The organism is Candidatus Mycobacterium wuenschmannii (assembly GCF_030252325.1).
Lineage (GTDB): Bacteria > Actinomycetota > Actinomycetes > Mycobacteriales > Mycobacteriaceae > Mycobacterium > Mycobacterium wuenschmannii.
In genome coordinates, this window is the sequence record NZ_CP126981.1 from 4,365,800 (window position 1) to 4,384,712 (window position 18,913).

21 protein-coding genes are annotated in these 18,913 nt (G+C 68.8%); 14 read left to right on the forward strand and 7 right to left on the reverse strand.

The window, feature by feature from the left end:
• Positions 1–59: 59 nt before the first annotated feature.
• The 6 genes from PT015_RS21010 (at position 60) to deoC (ending at position 4,025) form a co-directional block, all read left to right on the forward strand.
• Positions 60–1,427, forward strand: a complete 1,368-nt coding sequence (locus tag PT015_RS21010; RefSeq protein ID WP_390888045.1) for a DUF445 domain-containing protein — start codon at positions 60–62, stop codon at positions 1,425–1,427.
• Between the two features lie 86 nt (positions 1,428–1,513).
• Complete coding sequence (locus PT015_RS21015) at positions 1,514–1,906, forward strand: helix-turn-helix domain-containing protein (protein ID WP_285186981.1); 393 nt, start codon at positions 1,514–1,516, stop codon at positions 1,904–1,906.
• A gap of 58 nt (positions 1,907–1,964) precedes the next feature.
• Positions 1,965–2,573, forward strand: coding sequence for a heparin-binding hemagglutinin (locus tag PT015_RS21020; protein WP_285186982.1), 609 nt, complete (start codon positions 1,965–1,967; stop codon positions 2,571–2,573).
• A gap of 132 nt (positions 2,574–2,705) precedes the next feature.
• Positions 2,706–2,930 carry a DUF2516 family protein gene (locus PT015_RS21025; protein WP_285191218.1) on the forward strand — a complete coding sequence of 75 codons (225 nt, stop codon included), beginning with the start codon at positions 2,706–2,708 and terminating at the stop codon, positions 2,928–2,930.
• A gap of 4 nt (positions 2,931–2,934) precedes the next feature.
• Positions 2,935–3,360: a DUF2599 domain-containing protein gene (locus tag PT015_RS21030; RefSeq protein WP_285186983.1), complete on the forward strand. Its 426-nt coding sequence runs from the start codon at positions 2,935–2,937 to the stop codon at positions 3,358–3,360.
• Positions 3,360–4,025, forward strand: a complete 666-nt coding sequence (gene deoC / locus PT015_RS21035) for a deoxyribose-phosphate aldolase (protein WP_285186984.1) — start codon at positions 3,360–3,362, stop codon at positions 4,023–4,025. The genes PT015_RS21030 and deoC overlap by 1 nt, the downstream gene beginning before the upstream one ends.
• 53 nt (positions 4,026–4,078) lie before the next feature.
• On the opposite strand, the gene PT015_RS21040 is transcribed toward deoC, so the two are convergent.
• The 3 genes from PT015_RS21040 to PT015_RS21050 are packed head-to-tail and all read right to left on the reverse strand — an operon-like array spanning position 4,079 to position 6,958.
• On the reverse strand, positions 4,079–5,221 hold the full coding sequence (locus PT015_RS21040) for an LmeA family phospholipid-binding protein (protein ID WP_285186986.1): 1,143 nt from the start codon (positions 5,219–5,221) through the stop codon (positions 4,079–4,081).
• Entirely contained in the window at positions 5,214–6,146 is a 933-nt protein-coding gene (locus PT015_RS21045) for an LmeA family phospholipid-binding protein (RefSeq protein WP_285186987.1), read from the reverse strand. The genes PT015_RS21040 and PT015_RS21045 overlap by 8 nt, the downstream gene beginning before the upstream one ends.
• Complete coding sequence (locus PT015_RS21050) at positions 6,143–6,958, reverse strand: carbon-nitrogen hydrolase family protein (protein WP_285186990.1); 816 nt, start codon at positions 6,956–6,958, stop codon at positions 6,143–6,145. The genes PT015_RS21045 and PT015_RS21050 overlap by 4 nt, the downstream gene beginning before the upstream one ends.
• A gap of 104 nt (positions 6,959–7,062) precedes the next feature.
• Between PT015_RS21050 and PT015_RS21055 the strand changes: the two genes are divergently transcribed.
• Complete coding sequence (locus PT015_RS21055; protein ID WP_285186991.1) at positions 7,063–7,491, forward strand: SRPBCC family protein; 429 nt, start codon at positions 7,063–7,065, stop codon at positions 7,489–7,491.
• On the opposite strand, the gene PT015_RS21060 is transcribed toward PT015_RS21055, so the two are convergent.
• The gene (locus PT015_RS21060) at positions 7,488–7,994 is read right to left on the reverse strand and encodes a DUF2505 domain-containing protein (RefSeq protein WP_285186992.1); all 507 of its coding nucleotides are present in this window, start codon (positions 7,992–7,994) and stop codon (positions 7,488–7,490) included. The two genes, PT015_RS21055 and PT015_RS21060, sit on opposite strands and share 4 nt — an antisense overlap.
• 26 nt (positions 7,995–8,020) lie before the next feature.
• Here PT015_RS21060 and PT015_RS21065 point away from each other — a divergent pair, with 26 nt between their 5' ends.
• Together PT015_RS21065 and PT015_RS21070 are read left to right on the forward strand one after the other, a co-directional pair.
• A complete protein-coding gene (locus PT015_RS21065; protein ID WP_285186993.1) occupies positions 8,021–9,094 on the forward strand; it encodes a UDP-N-acetylmuramate dehydrogenase in 1,074 nt (357 codons plus the stop codon).
• A 46-nt stretch (positions 9,095–9,140) separates the two neighbouring features.
• Positions 9,141–10,460, forward strand: a complete 1,320-nt coding sequence (locus PT015_RS21070) for a L,D-transpeptidase (protein ID WP_285186995.1) — start codon at positions 9,141–9,143, stop codon at positions 10,458–10,460.
• On the opposite strand, the gene PT015_RS21075 is transcribed toward PT015_RS21070, so the two are convergent.
• The gene (locus tag PT015_RS21075) at positions 10,435–11,223 is read right to left on the reverse strand and encodes an SDR family oxidoreductase (RefSeq protein WP_285186996.1); all 789 of its coding nucleotides are present in this window, start codon (positions 11,221–11,223) and stop codon (positions 10,435–10,437) included. The two genes, PT015_RS21070 and PT015_RS21075, sit on opposite strands and share 26 nt — an antisense overlap.
• Positions 11,224–11,419: 196 nt before the next feature.
• Between PT015_RS21075 and PT015_RS21080 the strand changes: the two genes are divergently transcribed.
• From PT015_RS21080 to PT015_RS21090, 3 genes are read left to right on the forward strand one after another with little or no spacing between them, the layout of a single operon-like run.
• Positions 11,420–12,718, forward strand: coding sequence for an ROK family protein (locus PT015_RS21080; protein ID WP_285186997.1), 1,299 nt, complete (start codon positions 11,420–11,422; stop codon positions 12,716–12,718).
• A gap of 35 nt (positions 12,719–12,753) precedes the next feature.
• Positions 12,754–14,070, forward strand: a complete 1,317-nt coding sequence (mshA, locus tag PT015_RS21085; RefSeq protein WP_285186998.1) for a D-inositol-3-phosphate glycosyltransferase — start codon at positions 12,754–12,756, stop codon at positions 14,068–14,070.
• Complete coding sequence (locus PT015_RS21090) at positions 14,067–14,612, forward strand: type III secretion system chaperone family protein (protein ID WP_285186999.1); 546 nt, start codon at positions 14,067–14,069, stop codon at positions 14,610–14,612. The genes mshA and PT015_RS21090 overlap by 4 nt, the downstream gene beginning before the upstream one ends.
• On the opposite strand, the gene PT015_RS21095 is transcribed toward PT015_RS21090, so the two are convergent.
• Both PT015_RS21095 and PT015_RS21100 read right to left on the reverse strand, forming a co-directional pair.
• Entirely contained in the window at positions 14,609–15,406 is a 798-nt protein-coding gene (locus PT015_RS21095; protein WP_285187001.1) for a TetR/AcrR family transcriptional regulator, read from the reverse strand. The genes PT015_RS21090 and PT015_RS21095 overlap by 4 nt on opposite strands.
• The gene (locus PT015_RS21100) at positions 15,403–16,647 is read right to left on the reverse strand and encodes an FAD-dependent oxidoreductase (RefSeq protein WP_285187003.1); all 1,245 of its coding nucleotides are present in this window, start codon (positions 16,645–16,647) and stop codon (positions 15,403–15,405) included. The genes PT015_RS21095 and PT015_RS21100 overlap by 4 nt, the downstream gene beginning before the upstream one ends.
• Positions 16,648–16,789: 142 nt before the next feature.
• On the opposite strand from PT015_RS21100, the gene PT015_RS21105 reads away from it, so the two are divergent.
• Together PT015_RS21105 and PT015_RS21110 are read left to right on the forward strand one after the other, a co-directional pair.
• Positions 16,790–17,542: a phosphoglyceromutase gene (locus PT015_RS21105; protein ID WP_285187005.1), complete on the forward strand. Its 753-nt coding sequence runs from the start codon at positions 16,790–16,792 to the stop codon at positions 17,540–17,542.
• A 129-nt stretch (positions 17,543–17,671) separates the two neighbouring features.
• Positions 17,672–18,910, forward strand: a complete 1,239-nt coding sequence (locus tag PT015_RS21110) for a sensor histidine kinase (protein ID WP_285187007.1) — start codon at positions 17,672–17,674, stop codon at positions 18,908–18,910.
• The last annotated feature ends 3 nt before the right edge of the window (positions 18,911–18,913 follow it).

Here is an 18,913-nt window from a genome sequence, read left to right on the forward strand (position 1 = left end):
ACTCACATCGTCACCGAACAGCGACGTCAATAGCGGATGATGGTGAGGTGGCTGTCGGACTGAACGGGAAACCCGCGTCGGGACCCAAACACCGGGCGCGCGCGGACCTGGCTCCGCTGCCGTCGGGCGATCCGACCCGGTCGGCATCGTTCGCCGAATCGTTCGCCGGTGCCGACCCGCAAGCCGACGCGGAGCGGCATCGCGCGCTGCGCCGGATGAAGGTCGTGGCGCTGAGTTTCCTCGTCGGCGCCACCGCGATCTTCCTCGGCTGCCGATGGGCGCAGGCCGGCGGTGGCGCGCCCGCCTGGATCGGTTACCTGGGCGCGGCCGGAGAGGCCGGCATGGTCGGCGCGCTGGCGGACTGGTTCGCGGTGACCGCGCTGTTCAAGCACCCGCTGGGCATCCCGATCCCGCACACCGCGATCATCAAGCGCAAGAAGGACCAGCTCGGCGAGGGTCTCGGCACGTTCGTGCGGGAGAACTTCCTGTCGCCAGAGGTCGTCGGAACCAAGATCCGCGATGCGCAGATCCCGAGCCGGCTGGGCAAGTGGCTGTCCGAGCAGGAGCATGCCGAGCGCGTCGCGGCCGAGTCGGCGACCGTGCTGCGGGTGCTGGTCGAACTGCTGCGCGACGACGACGTGCAACTCGTTATCGACCGGATGATCGTGCGGCGCATCGCCGAGCCGCAGTGGGGTCCGCCGGTCGGGCGAGTGCTGTCGACGCTGCTGGCGGAGAACCGGCAGGAAGCGCTGATCCAGCTGCTCGCCGACCGCGCGTTCCAGTGGTCGCTGAACGCCGGCGAGGTGATCCAGCGGGTGATCGAGCGGGATTCGCCGACCTGGTCGCCGCGCTTCATCGACCATCTGGTCGGCGACCGGATCCACCGCGAGCTGATGGACTTCACCGACAAGGTGCGCCGCAACCCCGAACACGAACTGCGCCGCTCGGCGACGCGGTTTCTATTCGAGTTCGCCGACGACCTGCAGAACGACGACGCGACCATCGCCCGGGCGGAGGCCGTCAAGGAACAGCTGATGTCGCGCGAGGAGGTGACCAACGCCGCCGCGACGGCGTGGAAGACCCTCAAGAGATTGGTGATCGAGGGCGTCGACGATCCCTCCAGCGCGTTGCGGACGCGCATTGCCGACGCGGTGGTGCGAATCGGCGAATCGCTACGCGATGACGCGGAATTGCGCGACAAGGTCGATAACTGGATCGTGCGGGGGGCCGAGCATTTGGTCGCCCAGTATGGGGTCGAGATCACAGCGATTATTACCGAGACCATCGAGCGCTGGGACGCCGAAGAGGCCAGTCGTCGTATCGAGCTGCATGTGGGCCGTGACCTGCAGTTCATCCGGATCAACGGCACCGTGGTGGGCTCGCTGGCCGGGCTCGTCATCTACGCCATCGCGCAGCTGCTGTTCTGAGCCCTGCTAACAGTGCTTGCAAAAGCTAGCACTCGTTAGCTACCGTGGGCCGCGTTCGCACCGACCAGCTGACGCGAGGAGTCACAGTGCCGCAGGAAGAAAACCTTGCTGCTGTGGTGACGACCGCTGCGTCGGACATCGGTAGCTTCATCAAAGCGCAGCGTGAAGCGGCCCAGGTCTCGGTGCGACAGCTGGCAGAGAAGGCCGGCGTCAGCAATCCATACCTCAGTCAGATCGAGCGTGGATTGCGCAAACCTTCGGCAGGCGTGCTCAATCAACTCGCCAAAGCATTGCGGGTCTCCGCCGAGGTGCTTTACGTCCAGGCCGGAATGCTCGAACCCGGCCCGACGAGCGAGGTTCGCGACGCCATCGTTGCCGACGCGACGATCACCGAAGGGCAGAAGCAGGTCCTGCTGGACATCTACACGTCCTTCGTGCAGCAAAACGAGGCTGCCCGGGAGGAGACACCCCCTGCATAAACCCGGATACCAGACGCAATCCCCCTGACGCACAACGAGAACGACGAGAGGAAACACCATGGCTGAGAACAACCCCAACATCGACGACCTGAAGGCCCCGCTGCTTGCTGCGCTGGGTGCCGCTGACCTGGCCCTGGCCACCGTCAACGACCTGCTTGCCGAGCTGCGCGACCGCGCCGAGGAGACCCGCACCGACACCCGCAGCCGGGTCGAGGAGAGCCGCGCTCGCCTGACCAAGCTGCAGGAGGACCTGCCCGAGCAGCTGCGCGACCTGCGCGACCGCTTCACCGCCGACGAGCTGCGTAGCGCCGCCGAGGGCTACGTCGAGGCCGCGACCTCGCGCTACAACGAGCTGGTCGAGCGTGGCGAGGCCGCTCTGGAGCGCCTGCGCAGCCAGTCCGGTGTGGACGAGGTGTCGGCGAACGCCCAGGGTCGCATCGACCAGGCTGTCGAGCTGACCCAGGAGGCGCTGGGCACCGTGGCGTCGCAGACCCGCGCGGTCGGCGAGCGCGCCGCCAAGCTGGTCGGCATCGAGCTGCCGAAGAAGACCGAGGCCGCCGCCAAGAAGGCGCAGAAGGCTGTCGCCAAGAAGGCTCCGGCCAAGAAGGCGCCCGCCAAGAAGGCCCCGGCCAAGAAGGCTCCGGCCAAGAAGGTCACCCAGAAGTAGTTCCGCTCTACCACTCGACTCCGAGTCGCCCGCTTGGGTGACTCGGAGTCGACGTTTCTGGCGACGCCCGCTTACGCTTACAGCGTGGAGCTTGTGAGCAATGTCGTTTTGATCTTTCAGGTGGCCGTGGCGATGTCGGCGCTCTACGCCTTCGTGCACGCGGCGATGCAGCGGCCGGATGCGTACACCGCCGCCGACAAGATGACCAAGCCCGTGTGGCTGCTGATCCTGGGTGCCGCGGTGCCGTTGACCATGATGCTCGATGCGCTGGGTGCGACGATCGGTGCCTGTGCGGCGGGGGTTTACATGGTCGACGTCCGTCCGAAACTTCTTGAGATTCAAGGTAAGTCGCGATAGTGCGATGCGGGTTCTGATCCTCGCGGTGCTCGGCGCGATTCTCGCCGCCGCACCGGCGACCGCCGATCCCGGTCCCAGCGCGATGCCGTTCGCGCCGCCGTTCGTCGACCACGTCGCGTGGGCGCAATGGTCCACTGTGAGTGGGCTTTCCAGCCTTCGGGTCTATCCGACGGCATCGGGTCGGGCGGCCTCCAAGCGGCTCGGCTCACCGAGCCCCGAAGCCGATGAGGCGTGGGCCGAGGTGCTTGCGCTCGCGCCGCGGGCCGACACCCCCGGCATGCGCTCCCAGTTCCAATGTCACTGGGATTTCGCCGAGACGGCCGAACCCGGCAAGACCAGCTGGAATCTGGAGCCGTGGCGCCCGGTCGTCGACGACGCAGCGATGGTGGCCGCAGGTTGCAATCCCGGCGGCGCTGGTGAGCCGTTCTGATGACGTGGACCCGCGAACAGGTCGCCGCGCTGGTCGACCACACCTTGCTCAAGCCGGAGGCCAGCGCGGCTGACGTGGCTGCGGTCGCCGCCGAGGCCGCCGCGCTCGGCGCCTACGCCGTCTGCGTCTCGCCGTCGATGGTCGCGCACGCCACCCACGCCGGTGTTCCGGTCGTCGCGGTGGCCGGATTCCCTTCCGGCAAGCATCTTTCCGAGCTCAAGGCGCGCGAATCGGCGCTGGCCGTCGCGGCGGGAGCGGTCGAGGTCGACATGGTGATCGACGTCGGCGCCGCGATCGCCGGTGACTTCGAAGCGGTGCGCGCCGACATTGCGGCGGTGCGGGCCGTGATCCCAGGCATCGTGCTGAAGGTCATCGTCGAATCGGCCGCGCTGCTGACGCTCGCCGACGATTCCGCATTGGTCACCGTGTGCCGCGCCGCCGAGGATGCCGGCGCCGACTTCGTCAAGACTTCAACGGGTTTCCATCCGGCCGGCGGCGCTTCGGTGGCCGCCATCGCGTTGATGGCCGACACTGTCGGTGGCCGGCTGGGGGTCAAAGCCAGCGGTGGAATCCGCACGGCCGAAACAGCTTTGGCGATGCTCGACGCTGGCGCGACCCGGCTTGGGCTGTCCGGAACCCGCGCGGTGCTCGACGAGCTGGGCTGAATTGCCCAGCTCCTCCTCATCGCGCTACGCGCTCTGCATCGTCGCTGGGCGGGCTAGAGATCGGCCAGGCAGGGGTCGTCGTTGTTGCCGGCCGGGATCGTCGCGTTGGTGCTGGAGAACGCCGCCTCCACCCCGCTGTCGGTGACCTTGATGCTGTCGGCGTGTAGTCCCAGCGGGTAGTTGCGGGTGGCCTTGGCCATCAGGTCGTCGATGTACTTCTGGGCGGTCTCCGAAGAGATTTTCGCGCCCAACGCCGACACGTTGACCACCTGCAGCGACAGCCCGTTGTTGACGATCTGCGGCTTGAGGGTGGCGCTGTTGAGCAGGCCTTTGAGCTGGATCGTCCCGTCGCTGGTGTTGGTGGTGACGCCGCTGGTGACGAATGCCCCGAGCACCGGCACGGCGTCCTGGATCGACTGCTTGATGCCGTCGGCCGACCAGGTGACCGTTCCGTTGATCGACCCGATGGTGCCACGCGAATTGCTGGTGTCGTTCAGCTTGATGTCGCGGACGTCGAAGCTGACCTTCATGCCCTTGGCCTTGCGCACCTGATTGCCGCCGGTCTGCACGGAGATGTCGCTGTAGGTCTTGGTGAGGTACTGCCACAACACCGGCGGGGCCGGCGAGAACGAGACATCCGCGCTGTCCTGCACCTCGCACTGCACGGCGTTCGCGACCTTCGTACTCGCGGCATGGCGGGCGTACAGCTCGCCGCCGATCGGGACCGCGAGCACCACCAGCCCAACGATGAGCAGGATCAACAGCAGCGACGTCTTGTTGGCGAAGAACCGGCGTCCAGTCTTGTCCTCGGTCGCCTCGAAGGCCGGTGGGGGAGGCGTCGGGATGGAGATCCGGGTGGTCAGGTTCTCGTGCGGCGGCGGCGGAGGGCCTGGCTGCTGGGCCCGCGGGTTGGGCGGCGGTCCCTGTTGCGCGGGCTGCTCCGGCGGCCGGTTCGGCGGCGGGGCCGGTTGCTGTGGGGGACGGCCGGGCGGGCGCCCGGGTTGCTGCGGGCGCGGCACGTCGCGGGCGGACGGCTGTGGGGGACGGCCCGGCTGGGGGATGTGGCGGGTCGGCGACTCCGAGGGCGGCAAGGGCCGGCGGCGCGGCGGGAAGCCGCGGTTGGGCGGCCCGGCCGGGCGGGGCGGACGCCCGCGGTCGGGTGGCTCGTTGGGCGGCGGGCCCTGCGGGTTAGACATGAGCGAAGCAGGGGTCTTCCCCGCCGGGGGGGATCGAGGCGTTTTGGGTCGAGAAGTGTGCTGCCACACCATCGTTGGTGACCGACACGCTGTCCGCCTTGATGCCCAGCGGGTACTGCTTGAGCAGTGCCGCGGTGAAGGTGTTCAGCGCCGTCTGCGCTGTCTCGTGCGGGATCATCACGCCGAGCGCGCTGACCTTGTAGACCTGCAGCGTCAGCTTGCCGTCGGCGACCTGCGGCTTGACCGTGACGCCGCCGAGGCCCATCGCTCCGGTGAGCTGAATGGTGCCGGCGCCGGGGTCGGTCGTGACGCTGTCGACCAGTCCACCGATGAACGGCACGGAGTTCTGGATGGTCTGTTGGATGCCTTCGGACGTCCAGGTGATGGCCGCGTCCAGCTTGCCGATGGTGCCCTTGGAGTCGGCGTTGCCGTGCAGGTCGACGTCGTCGATCTCGATGTCGGCCTTCATGCCCTTGGCGTTGCGGATGTTGTTACCCGCGGTGTGGATGGTGATGTCCTTGTAATGGCCTTGCAGGTGTTGCAGCAGGAACGGACTCGACCCGAACGACGCGGTCGCGCCGTCCTGGATCACGCACTGGGTCGCCGAGGCGACGACGCTGTTCGCGCGGTGGCGGGCGTACATCTCGCCGCCGACCAGGCCGGCGATGCCGAGCGCGGCCACGATGACCAGAATGAGGATGATCGACACCGGATCGCCGCGAAAGCGCAAGCGGCGCTTGGGTTTAGCAGGCTCGACCGGCTCCTGCGCGGTAGTCGGATAGTCCTGGACCGGCGGCGGATACGTCGGCGGGGTCGGCGGCTGGTAGTCGTAGTCGGCCTGCGGTCCCGGCTGGGTGGGCGAATTCTGCTCGCCGGGGCGCGACCACATCGACGGCGGGTCCTCGGGTCCCTGCGGATTCGTCATCCGCGCGATTCTGCCTTATCACCATGAGCTAGCGCTGTGTAGTTGCGCAGCACGGCGATTGTCTCGCGGGCCTTGCTCACCTGCTCGAGGTCGACGTCGCTGACCAGCAGCTGCGGATCGCCGTCGGCCGAGGCCACCACCGCGCCGAACGGCGAGACGACCAGGCTGCCGCCGACGCCGGTCGGCGCGCTGGACGCCAGCGGCTCGCCGGGATCGGCCTGCCCGGCTGCGACGACGTAGCTGGTGGAATCCAGCGCGCGGGCCCGGGCCAGCAACGTCCACTGCTCGAGTTTCCCCGGGCCGGCCGCCCACGACGCGCTCACCACGATCAGCTCGGCGCCGCGGTCGGCCAGCGTGGTGAACAGCTCGGGAAAGCGGAGGTCATAGCAGGTCGTCAGGCCGACCTGGACGCCGTCGACGGTGATCGCGACCGGGCGGTCGCCCGGCGCGACGGTGGTCGACTCGGTAAAGCCGAAGGCGTCGTAGAGGTGGATCTTGTCGTAGTGCGCGTCGACGCCCGGACCGGTGGCGAGCAGGGTGTTGTGGACGCGGCCGTCGTCGGCCGGGGTGAACATGCCGGCCACCACGGTGATGCCGGCGTCGGCGGCGATGCGGCGCACGCCGTCGGCCCACGGCCCGTCGACCGGCTCGGCGATCGGCGCCAGCGGGACCCCGAACCGGCACATCGTCGCCTCCGGGAATACCACCAGCGACGCGCCCGCCTCGGCGGCCCGCCCGGTGTAGTCCCGCACGATCTGCAGGTTGTCGCCCGGGTCGGTGCCGCTGAGGATCTGGGCCACCGCGATGCGCATGACCGCCAGCCTAGAGGTTGTGCGAGCGTCGAGTTGTTGGGCGAAAAGAGGGTCCGGTTCCCCGACAAGTCGACGTTCGGCGAGGCCGTGTCAGAATCCCTCCCATGATCGAGTTCACGCTGAGGCAGACGACGACGGCACCGATCGAGAAGGTGTTCGACTCCCTCACAAACCACCGAGCCATTGCCGACGTCTCGATGGCCCGACGCAGCACGCTGGACCGCGAGGGCGTCCCCGCGCCCAACGGGGTCGGCGCCGTCCGCCGCATCGAGGCCGTCGGACCGGCCATCGTCGAGGAGATCATCGAGTACGAGCGGCCGACCCGCTACGCGTACAAGATGCTCTCCGGCGCCCCGGTCCGCGACCACGTCGGCACCGTGTCCCTGCGGGAGGCCGGCACCGGCACCGAGGTCGAGTGGCATCTGCGGTCGACGCCGAAGATCCCCGGCGTGAGTTGGCTGTTGGCTCCGGTGCTCAAGAAGGTGATCGGTGACCTGCTCGGTGGTGCCGTGAAGGCCGCCGAGCGGTCCTAGGCCCCGTCGCCGATCCACCCGGTGGTGAAGCGCTGCTCGCGGATGAGCAGCTCCATCAGTTGGCTGCCGATAAAGTTCTCCAGCTTGCCGCCGACCAGCGGGATCTTCACCTCGACGGTGGCACGGAACGTCAGCCTCGAGCCGCCGTCGTCGAGCGGCTCCAGCACGGCGGTCCCGGTCAGCGATGCGGGCGAGTCGAGGATCGAGCCGGTGACCGTCGCCGTCGCCGACCCGTCGACGACGGAATCCCAGCGCTCCTCGCGGCGGATGTAGAGGTCGCCGCGGTGGAATTGGGTGACGACGGCCGGCATCCGGTCCGCCCGCAGCGCCTGGGTAGTGACCACATCGATGACGCCGTCACCGACCTCCATCGAATCCAGCGTCGAATCGTCGGCACCCGAATCGTCCAGCCGGGCAAGCCAGTACTGCTCGTCGCCGAACGCCCCCAGCACCGCTTCGACCGATTCCACGTAGTCGGTGGACATGTCGAACGATCGCGGCATAGCAGGTCAGGCTACCGTCAAGAGTCATGAAACCCGGTGACCTGGGAACGGTTTTCGCGGGCGCACGCGTCGACGAGAACGTGCCGCTGGCGCCGTTGACGACGCTGCGGGTCGGTCCCGTCGCGTCCCGCGTGGTCACCTGCGCCAGCACCGACCAGGTGGTCGCGACGCTGCGCCATCTCGACGCCGACGGGACGGCGCCGCTGCTGGTTCTGGCCGGCGGCTCGAATGTGGTGCTCTCCGATGCGCTGGTCGACCTGACCGTTGTCCGGTTGGCGCACAATGCTATTCGCGTGGATGGCAACCTGCTGCGCGCCGAGGCCGGTGCGGTGTGGGACGACGTAGTGGTCGCGGCGATCGACGCCGGGCTGGGCGGCCTGGAGTGCCTGTCCGGGATTCCCGGCTCCGCGGGCGCCACCCCGGTGCAGAACGTCGGCGCCTACGGGGTCGAGGTGGCCGACACGATCACCCGCGTCCGGTTGCTGGATCGCTGCAGCGGGGAGGTGCGCTGGGCGCCGGCGAGCGAACTCGGCTTCGGATATCGGACCAGTGTGCTCAAGCATTCCGACGCGGCGACCGTGCTGGAGGTGGAGTTCGCGCTGGACGGCTCCGGTCGCAGCGCGCCGTTGCGGTACGGCGAACTCGTGACGGCCCTCGATGCCGAAACCGGTGAGCGGGCGGACCCGGCCGCGGTCCGCGAGGCCGTGCTCGGGCTGCGGGCCGGCAAGGGCATGGTGCTCGACGAGGCCGACCACGACACCTGGAGTGTCGGATCGTTCTTCACCAATCCCGTTGTCACACAGCAGTTTTACCAGGCGCTGGCCGACCGGTCCGATCGTCCGGTGCCGAACTACCCGGCTCCCGACGGCGTCAAGCTGGCCGCGGGCTGGCTGGTCGAGCATGCCGGCTTCGGCAAGGGTCACCCGGGCGACGACGCCCCGTGCCGGCTGTCCACCAAGCACGCGCTGGCGCTGACCAACCGCGGCACGGCCGGCTCGGACGACGTGCTGGCGCTGGCCCGACGCGTGCGCGACGGGGTTCGCGACGTGTTTGGCGTCACACTGGTGCCCGAGCCGGTGCTGGTCGGCTGCTCCCTGTAGATCGCGCGCGCGGTGGGAAGGTCGCCGCCGCCGGTATCGTGATGTCGTGAACACGGAGCGCGGCGTCTCGCCGGTCACTCGGCGCCGGGCCCTGACGACCCTGGCGGTCGGCGTCTTCGCGCCCAGCGTGCTGGCGGCCTGCAGTAATGGGTCGAGCAAGGAGGCCGAGAAGGCCAAGCCGCCCGCCGAGGCCGCGCTGACGTTCAAGCCCGCCGACAAGGCCACCAAGGTGCTGCCGACGACACCGATCAGCGTCGAGGTCCGCGACGGCTGGTTCCAGCACGTCGCGCTGACCAATGCCGACGGCAAGGTCGTCGCCGGCTCCCTGAACCGCGACCGCACGCTCTACACGGTCACCGAGCCACTGGGCTACGACGCGACCTACACCTGGAGCGGCTCGGCCGTCGGCCACGACGGCAAGCCCGTCGCGGTCAAGGGCGAGGTCAGCACCATCGCGCCCACCAAGGTCATCGACGGCGGGTTCCAGCTGGCCGACGGTCAGACCGTCGGCGTCGCGGCGCCGATCATCATCCAATTCGACGGGCCGATCGCCGACAAGGCCGCCGTCGAGAAGGCGTTGACGATCACCACCGAGCCGCCCGTCGAGGGCAGCTGGGCGTGGCTGCCCGACGAGGTCGGCGGCGCGCGGGTGCACTGGCGCAGCCGCGAGTACTACCCGGCCGGGACCAAGGTCAACGTCGACGCGAAGCTCTACGGGCTGGCCTTCGGGGACGACGCCTACGGCAAGCAGGACATGAGCCTGAAGATCGAGATCGGCCGCCGTCAAGTGGTCAAGGCCGAGGTCTCGTCGCACCGCATCCAGGTGGTCCGCGACGAGGGCGTGATCATGGACTTCCCGTGCAGCTACGGCGAGGGCGACAAGGCTCGCAACGTCACCCGCAACGGCATCCACGTGGTCAGCGAGAAGTACGCGGACTTCTACATGTCCAACCCCGCGGCGGGCTACAGCAACGTCCACGAACGCTGGGCGGTGCGGATCTCCAACAACGGCGAGTTCATCCACGCCAACCCGAGCAGCGCGGGCGCGCAGGGCAACAGCAACGTCACCAACGGCTGCGTCAACCTGTCCACCGCCGACGCCGAGCAGTACTTCGCCAGCGCGATCTACGGCGACCCGGTCGAGGTCACCGGCAGCCGCATCGAACTGTCCTACGCCGACGGCGACATCTGGGACTGGGCCGTCGACTGGGACACCTGGGTGGGCATGTCGGCGCTGCCCAAGCCGAGCGGCGCCAAGCCGGCGCCGGTGTCGATCCCGCGCAGCGCCCCGGCTACGCCGCGCGACGCGCCGTCACTGTCGGGCACCCCGACGACGACGCCTAGTCCTGCGGGGCCCGGCGGTTGAACCGCGACCCCGGCGCCTGATCACGGGGCCGGATGACGATCTGGTCGAGGTCGACGTGCGACGGCCGAGACGCCACGAACCCGATCACCTCGGCGACGTCGCCCGCCGTCAACGGCGTGATCCCCTGATACACCGCGTCTGCGCGGTCCCTGTCGCCGTCGAAGCGCACCAGCGAGAACTCCGTCTCGACAGCGCCGGGCGCAATCTCGGTGAGCCGCACCGGTTTTCCGAGTAGCTCGCCGCGCAGCGTGCGGTGCAGCGCGCCTTGCGCGTGCTTGGCCGCGACGTAGGCCGAGCCGTTGTCGTAGGTCTCCAGCGCGGCGATCGACGTCACGGTGATGATCAGGCCGTCGCCGGAGTCGATCAGCTTGGGTAGCAGCGCGCGGGTGACCCGTAGCGTGCCCAGCACATTGGTCTCCCACATCCAGCGCCAGTGCTCGAGGTCGGTGTCGGCCACCGGCGCCAGGCCCTTGGCGCCGCCGGCGTTGTTGACCAGCACGTCGACCCGGCCCAGTTGCTGCGCCAACGCGTCCACCGCGGCGTCACTAGTGACGTCGGCCACAATTGCCGTCCCGCCGATCTCGGCGGCCAGTGCGGTGATGCGATCTTCGCGGCGCGCCGCGGCGACGACGTGAAAGCCTTGTGCGGCAAGGGTTCTCGCGGTCGCCTCGCCGATACCCGCGCTGGCGCCGGTAACGACGGCGACGGGCCGGTCGCCGGTTTCGGGGGCGGAGGACGTCGATTGCGGATCAGTGGAACCCATCTGAAGGACTCTAGTAACCGTGCTAAATTCCTCGGTGTGTACTCCAGCACCCTGTTCGGCTGTCTACCCGCGTGTTGTTGCGCGGGCTGCGCGTGTTGTTGCCGCGCAATCAGCCGCGCCTGAGCTGTAGCGCTAACGCGCTCGCGACGGTGTGCGGCTCCCAGACCGCCATCGGAACTCGGACAAGGACACACCAATGCGTTCAACAACTTTCACTTCGCATCAGCACAACCCACTCGCGGCCGCGCGCCGCCGCGGCCCGGGCCGGCACCGCGTGATCGCCCCCTCGCTGCAACTCTCCGACGCCGCCGCGTCCTCGGTCTTCCGGGCCGTGCGGCTGCGCGGGCCGATCGGCCGCGACGTCATCGCCCAGGTCACCTCGCTGTCCATCGCGACGGTCAACCGCCAGGTCATCGCCCTGCTGGATGCCGGAATCCTGCGGGAACGCGCTGACCTGGCCGTTTCCGGGGCGATCGGGCGCCCCCGGGTGCCCGTCGAGGTCAACCACGAGCCGTTCCTGACCCTTGGCATCCACATCGGCGCCCGGACCACCAGCATCGTGGCCACCGACCTGTTCGGCCGCACACTGGACGCCGTCGAAACCCCGACGCCGCGCACCGCGCAGGGCCCGGCACTGGCCGCGCTTGCCGACGGAGCCCGTCGCTACCTGCGCCGTTGGCACCGCCGGCGGGCGCTCTGGGTCGGCGTCGCGATCGGTGGCACCGTCGACGCCGCCAGCGGTCACGTCGACCACGCCCGATTGGGCTGGCGCGACGCTCCGGTCGGCCCGGCGATCGCCGAGGCGCTGGAGTTGCCGGTGTCGGTCGCCTCGCACGTCGATGCGATGGCCGCCGCCGAACTGCTGCTCGGCATGCGCCGCTTCGGTCCGAACTCCTCGACCAGCCTGTATGTCTATGCCCGCGAGACCGTCGGCTACGCGCTGATGATCGACGGCCGGGTGCACAGCCCGGCGAGTGGCCCGGGCACCATCACCAACCTGCCCGCGCAGTCCGCGTTGCTCGGCGGCACGGGTCTGCTCGAGTCCACGGTCAGCGACGAGGCCGTGGTGGCGGCGGCCCGCCGGCTGCGGATCCTGCCGGCGCACACCGGCGCATCGGGTGGCACCGTCACCGAGGTGCTGAAGCTGGCTCGCGGCGGCAACAAGCAGGCCCAGGAATTGCTCGACGAGCGGGCCCGCGTGCTCGGCGAATCCGTTGCGCTGCTTCGTGATCTGCTCAACCCGGACGACCTGGTGGTCGGCGGTCAGGCCTTCACCGAATATCCCGAGGGCATGGCCAAGGTGGAGGAGGCCTACAAGGCCCGACTGGTGTTGCCCGCGCGCGACATTCGGGTGACCGCGTTCGGGAACCGGGTGCAGGAGTCCGGCGCCGGCGTCGTGTCGCTGGCCGGGCTGTACTCCGACCCGCTGGGCGCCATGCGCCGCGCCGCTCCGCCGCTGCCCGTCTACGAGGTTGACGTCGAGACACCCGCCTGACCTGGGCCTGGACCGGGTGCTGCAAAGATGGCTGGGTGGGCTCCTCTGATCTGATCAATCCGCGTCGCGTCGCGGTGCTCGCGGTGCACACCTCGCCGCTGGCTCAGCCCGGCGTCGGGGATGCCGGCGGCATGAACGTGTACGTGCTGCAGAGCGCGCTGCACCTGGCCCGCCGCGGCGTCGAGGTGGAGATCTTCACCCGCGCGACGGCGTCCACCGATGCGCCGATCGCGCGGGTGGCACCGGGCGTGCTGGTGCGCAACGTGGTGGCTGGCCCGTTCGAGGGCCTCGACAAATACGACCTGCCCACCCAGCTGTGCGCATTCACGGCCGGGGTGTTGCGGGCCGAGGCCGCGCACGAGCCGGGCTACTACGACATCGTGCATTCGCATTACTGGCTGTCCGGTCAGGTCGGCTGGCTGGCCCGCGACCGGTGGTCGGTGCCGCTGGTGCACACCGCGCACACCCTGGCCGCGGTCAAGAACGCCGCGCTGGCCGAGGGTGATACGCCCGAGCCGGCGCTGCGCGTGGTGGGCGAGCAGCAGGTAGTCGACGAGGCCGACCGGTTGATCGCGAACACCAAAGACGAAGCCGCGCAACTTGTTTCACTGCATCACGCCGATCCCGCCCGGATCGACATCGCGCATCCCGGCGTCGACCTTGACGTCTTCCGGCCCGGTGACCGGCGCGCGGCGCGCGCCTCGCTCGGGTTGCCCGTTGATCGCGACGTGGTCGCGTTCGTCGGTCGCATCCAGCCGCTCAAGGGGCCCGACGTGTTGCTGCGCGCGGCGGCCAAACTGCCGCGGGTGCACATCGTGGTCGCGGGTGGACCGTCGGGCAGTGGGCTGGCCGTTCCGGACGGGCTGGTTCGGCTCGCGGCCGAATTGGGTATCTCCGACCGGGTGACTTTCTTGCCCCCGCAGTCGCGGGAAAACCTCGCCAATGTGTTCCGGGCGGTCGATCTGGTGGCCGTCCCGAGCTACTCGGAATCCTTCGGGCTGGTCGCTGTGGAGGCCCAGGCCTGCGGCACCCCGGTGGTCGCCGCCGACGTCGGTGGCCTGCCGGTGGCGGTGCGCGACGGGGTGACCGGCACGCTGGTCCCCGGCCATGACGCCGATCGGTGGGCGCAGTCCATCGACGAGACGCTGCAGCGCGGGCCGGGCGCCTTCGCGCGGGCGGCTGTCGAGCACGCCGAGGCGTTCTCCTGGGACAGCACCGTCGACTCGCTGCTGGCCAGCTACCGCCGCGCCATTGCTGATTTCGACGCCCGACGTGCCGTGCGGCCGCTGCCGTCGGCCCGCCGGAGCGCCCAGGCCGGCCGTCGGCCGTCGCGACGCAAGGCGTGGGCATGACGGCCCGCAACGGCGACAGCGGCGCCCCGATCACCCACGTCCAGCGGCTGATCGAAGACACCCTGGAGACCAGCGATCTGGAGTACAGCCGCCATGAGGGCGCGCACGGCGGGCTGCCGGGTCTCGTCGTCGCCCTGCCCGGCGAGCGTCGGCTCAAGACCAACACCATCCTCAGCATCGGCGAGCATTCGGTGCGGGTGGAGGCGTTCGTCTGCCGCAAGCCCGACGAGAACCACGAGGGCGTCTACAAGTTCCTGCTGAAGCGCAACCGCCGGTTGTACGGCGTCGCGTACACCATCGACAACGTCGGCGACATCTATCTGGTCGGCCGAATGGCATTGGCATCGGTCGATGCCGCGGAAATCGACCGGGTCCTCGGCCAGGTGCTCGAGGCGGTCGACAATGACTTCAATACGTTGCTGGAGTTGGGTTTTCGCTCGTCGATCCAGAAGGAATGGGAGTGGCGGGTGTCGCGGGGTGAATCGCTGAAGAACCTCGAGGCCTTCGCGCATCTGATCGAAGACGACGAGGACGACGATTAGGTCGCAACTGCGCGCAGGAAGTTGTCGGCGAACACCGTGCAGGCTTCGTCGAGGTCCGGTAGCTCCACTTCGGGCGCGTGGTCCAGTACCGGGCGCGCCATCGTATGCACCGCGATCGGCCCCAGCATCTGTTGAATCAGCAAGGGAATCGGGAGATCTCGAATTCGCCCGGCCGCAACTTCACTGGCCAGCCACTGGCCCGGACCGGCCAGCATGCGCGGCACGATGTACTCCGCGAGCGTCTGCACCATCGGACCGGTCGGTCGGGCCAGCACCTCGGCGAGCATGGCCGGAGCGACTCGCGGTTCGCGACTGAACACCTCCGCGAGCAACCGGTAGATCCGGTGCACGGTCGTGGCGAGGTCGTCATTCGGGTCGGCAACCGCTTCCTCTAGATCGACGATCGGGCCGTATCGGTCGAACACCGAGCGCAGCAACTCGTCCCGTCCGCCGAACGCGGCGTAGAGGCTGTGTACCGAACAATCAGCTTGTGCAGCAACAGCTTCCAATGTCACCACGGCCAGTCCGCGGTCACTGATGACGGCCCCGGCCGCGACGATCGCGCGTTCGCGCACCGGCGGTCGACCACCTGGCTCCACACCGGCGGCCCGCACAGCGTCGTCCAGCGGCTGGCGCGAGCCGTCGAGGCGTCGCAGCAGCGTGCTGCGCGACATCCCGGCCTCGCGGGCGATCGCGACCAGCGACACGTCGGCCACATCCCGGCCGAGGTTCTCGGCGGCCCGTAAAGCCGCGTCGACCACCTCGGTCGGAACGTCGTTGGCCGTCGTCGTCATCGGTCCATTGTTGCCGATGTCGGTTGTGGCGAGCGGCGGGCGAAGGCCGGGGCGTGTTCCGGGCGCAAGCCCACGCCCATCACGTAAGCCGGTATCACCGACAGTTGTGGGAATCGGGCCAGGATCGGCAGCAGCTTGCTCGACCCGCGCGAGCGCCGGTCGATCGCGCGATCCATGACCCTGTGGATGCCTCGCTGCAGGGTCTGAATTCCGGCTGCGGCCAGCATGCGCCGCCGCTGCACCGCCGCCAGATCCTTTGTGGTGAGCCGGGTGTCGCGAAGCGGTGCGGCCAGCAGGGTCGCCGCGCCCACGGCGTCTTGCACGGCGAGGTTGATGCCGACCCCACCGGCCGGCGACATCGCGTGCGCGGCATCGCCGATGCACAGCAGCCCGTCGGTGTACCAGCGGCGTAGCCGGTTGATCTTGATGTCCAACAGCTTCACGTCATCCATGGAGGTGAGTTCGCTTACCGCGCTGGACAATTCGGGCAGTACGGTGACGATCTCTTGACGTAGCGCTTCGACGCCGCGGGCGCGTAGCCGCGCGTCGGCGCCCTTGCGCAGGAAGTAGCCGGCCTGCAGGTAGTCCTTACGGGGGATCACACCCAGGAACAGGCCGTCCTTGAATCGCGGCAGCAGCGTGTCGCCGATGCCGTCGACTCGGGGCAGCCGGAACCACCAGATGTCGGCGTTCACCGGGTAGTCGCGGGGGACCAGACCGGCTTCACGCCGGCACAGTGACCAGCGGCCGTCGCAGGCGATGGTCAGGTCAGCGCGCAGCTCTCCCGGACCGTCGGGACCGTCGTAGCGCACCCCGGTGATCCGGTCGCCCTCATGGAGAAGCCCGGTGACGCCGGTGCCCATCCGCAACGTGAAGTGCGGCTCGTCGCGGCCGGCGTCGGCCAGTAGGTCGAGCAGGTCCCACTGCGGGACCATCGCGATGTAGGGATGCGGCATCGGCAGGCGGGTGAAGTCGACGACGGGGACTGTCCGGCCGTCGGGCAGGTCGAAGTTGAAGCCCGTGAGCTTGGAGTGCGGCAGCGCGTCGAATCGCTCGAAGAGGCCGAGCTCATCCAGTAGCCGCAGCGTCGACGGGTGCACGGTGTCGCCACGGAAGTCGCGGAGGAAATCGTCGTGCTTCTCCAGCACCGTGACGTCGACGCCGCCGCGTGCCAACAACAGGCCCGCGACCATTCCGGCGGGGCCGCCGCCTACGACGATGCACGTGGTCTTCTCGCTCATCGGAATCCTCTCACCTCGTTGTGATACTCACTTACGGACTAACTGTAATGCAGTATCAAGTGCGATGGAAGTGGTGTGACTCGCCTCACCGGGCGTCGACACCCTCAGCGACCAAGACGTGCGGGGTGAGAGACTTCCCGGCATGGGAGACGCTGCTGCGACGCTGGTTCTGCTCCGCCACGGTGAGAGCGAATGGAACGCCAGTAACCAGTTCACCGGATGGGTGGACGTCAACCTGACCGACAAGGGCCGCCGCGAAGCGGTCCGCGGTGGCGAACTGCTCGCCGAGCACAACCTGCTGCCCGACGTGCTCTACACATCGCTGCTTCGTCGCGCGATCACCACCGCGCACATCGCCCTGGACGCCGCCGACCGGCTATGGATCCCGGTGCACCGCACCTGGCGGCTCAACGAGCGGCATTACGGCGCGCTGCAGGGCCTGGACAAGTCCGAGATCAAGGAACGCTACGGCGACGAGCAGTTCATGACGTGGCGGCGCAGCTACAACACCCCACCGCCGCCGATCGAGGAGGGCAGCCAGTACAGCCAGGACGCCGACCCGCGCTACGTGGACATCGACGGTGGCCCGCTGACCGAATGCCTGGCCGACGTGGTGGCCCGGTTCCTGCCGTACTTCACCGACGTCATCATCCCTGACCTGCGGTTGGGTAAGACGGTGCTGATCGCCGCGCACGGCAATTCGCTGCGCGCCCTGGTGAAATACCTCGACAGGATGTCCGACGACGAGGTCACCGGGTTGAACATCCCGACCGGAATTCCTTTGCGCTACGACCTGGACGCCAATTTGCGCCCACTCACGGCGGGCGGCAGCTACCTCGACCCCGACGCCGCGGCAGCCGGCGCGGCCGCGGTGGCCAGCCAAGGCGCGAAATAACTGCGTTTCACAGCAACTCGGCAAACGCCGGGTAAACGGGCACCGAACACCTGTCTCGCGGCGTGTGACATGACCGATTTTGGCCTTGTGCTGCTGGGTTGGCGTTCACCGTAATCGTAAGCTTTTCACGTGACCGTGTTCTCGGCCCTGTCACTGGCCGGGGTGATGTTCCTCGCGGCCCTGGCCGTTGGAGCCACCGTCGGCGCCCGTTGGGCGCCGCGGGCGCTGGAGCGACGGCAACGAGTGACCGTCGAGGCCGCCGGAATCACCGTCGCTCAGATGCTGGAACGAATCGTCGCGCTGATGCCCCTGGGTGCCGCCGTCGTCGACCGGCACCGCGACGTCGTCTATCACAACGGCCGGGCCAAGGAGCTGGGGCTGGTGCGCGAGCGGCAGCTCGACGACGAGGCCTGGAAGGCCGCCCGCAAGACGCTGGCCGACGGCGCCGACGTCGAGTTCGACCTGCTGCCCGGCAAGCGCCAGGTGCCGGGGCGGGCGGGGCTGTCGGTGCACGGGCAGGCGCGGCTGCTCAGCGAGGAGGACCGCCGGTTCGCCGTGGTCTTCGTCTACGACCACTCCGAGTACGCCCGCATGGAGGCCACCCGCCGCGACTTCGTGGCCAATGTCAGCCACGAGCTCAAGACACCGGTCGGCGCGATGTCGGTGCTCGCCGAGGCGCTGCTGTCTTCGGCCGACGACCCCGAGACGGTCCGGCGCTTCGGTGAGAAGGTGCTCGTCGAAGCCACCCGGTTGGGCAGCATGGTCACCGAGCTGATCGAGCTGTCCCGGCTGCAGGGCGCCGAGCGGATGCCGGACATGGGCGCCGTCGACGTCGATGACGTTGTCGCCGAAGCGATTTCACGACACAAGGTCCCCGCCGACAACGCGGACATCGTCGTGCGTACCGACGACGCCAGCGGCCTGCAGATGCACGGCGAAGAAGCGCTGCTGGTCACCGCACTGGCCAACCTGATCTCCAACGCAATCGCCTACTCCCCGCGCGGCTCACTGGTGTCGATCAGCCGGCGCCGTCGCGGCGACAACATCGAGATCGCCGTCACCGACCGCGGCATCGGCATCGACCGCAAAGACCAGGAACGGGTCTTCGAGCGGTTCTTCCGCGCCGACAAGGCCCGCTCGCGTGCCACCGGCGGCACCGGCCTGGGCCTGGCGATCGTCAAGCACGTCGCCGCCAACCACAACGGCAGCATCGGGCTGTGGAGCCAGCTCGGGACCGGGTCGACCTTCACGTTGTCGATTCCGGCCTACGCCGGCGAAACCGAGCCCACCGACTTGCCACCCGAGCGCGAATCGCGCCCCATGAAGCCCACCAGGGAGCCCCAACGAGAGGAAGAACTACACCGATGAGCT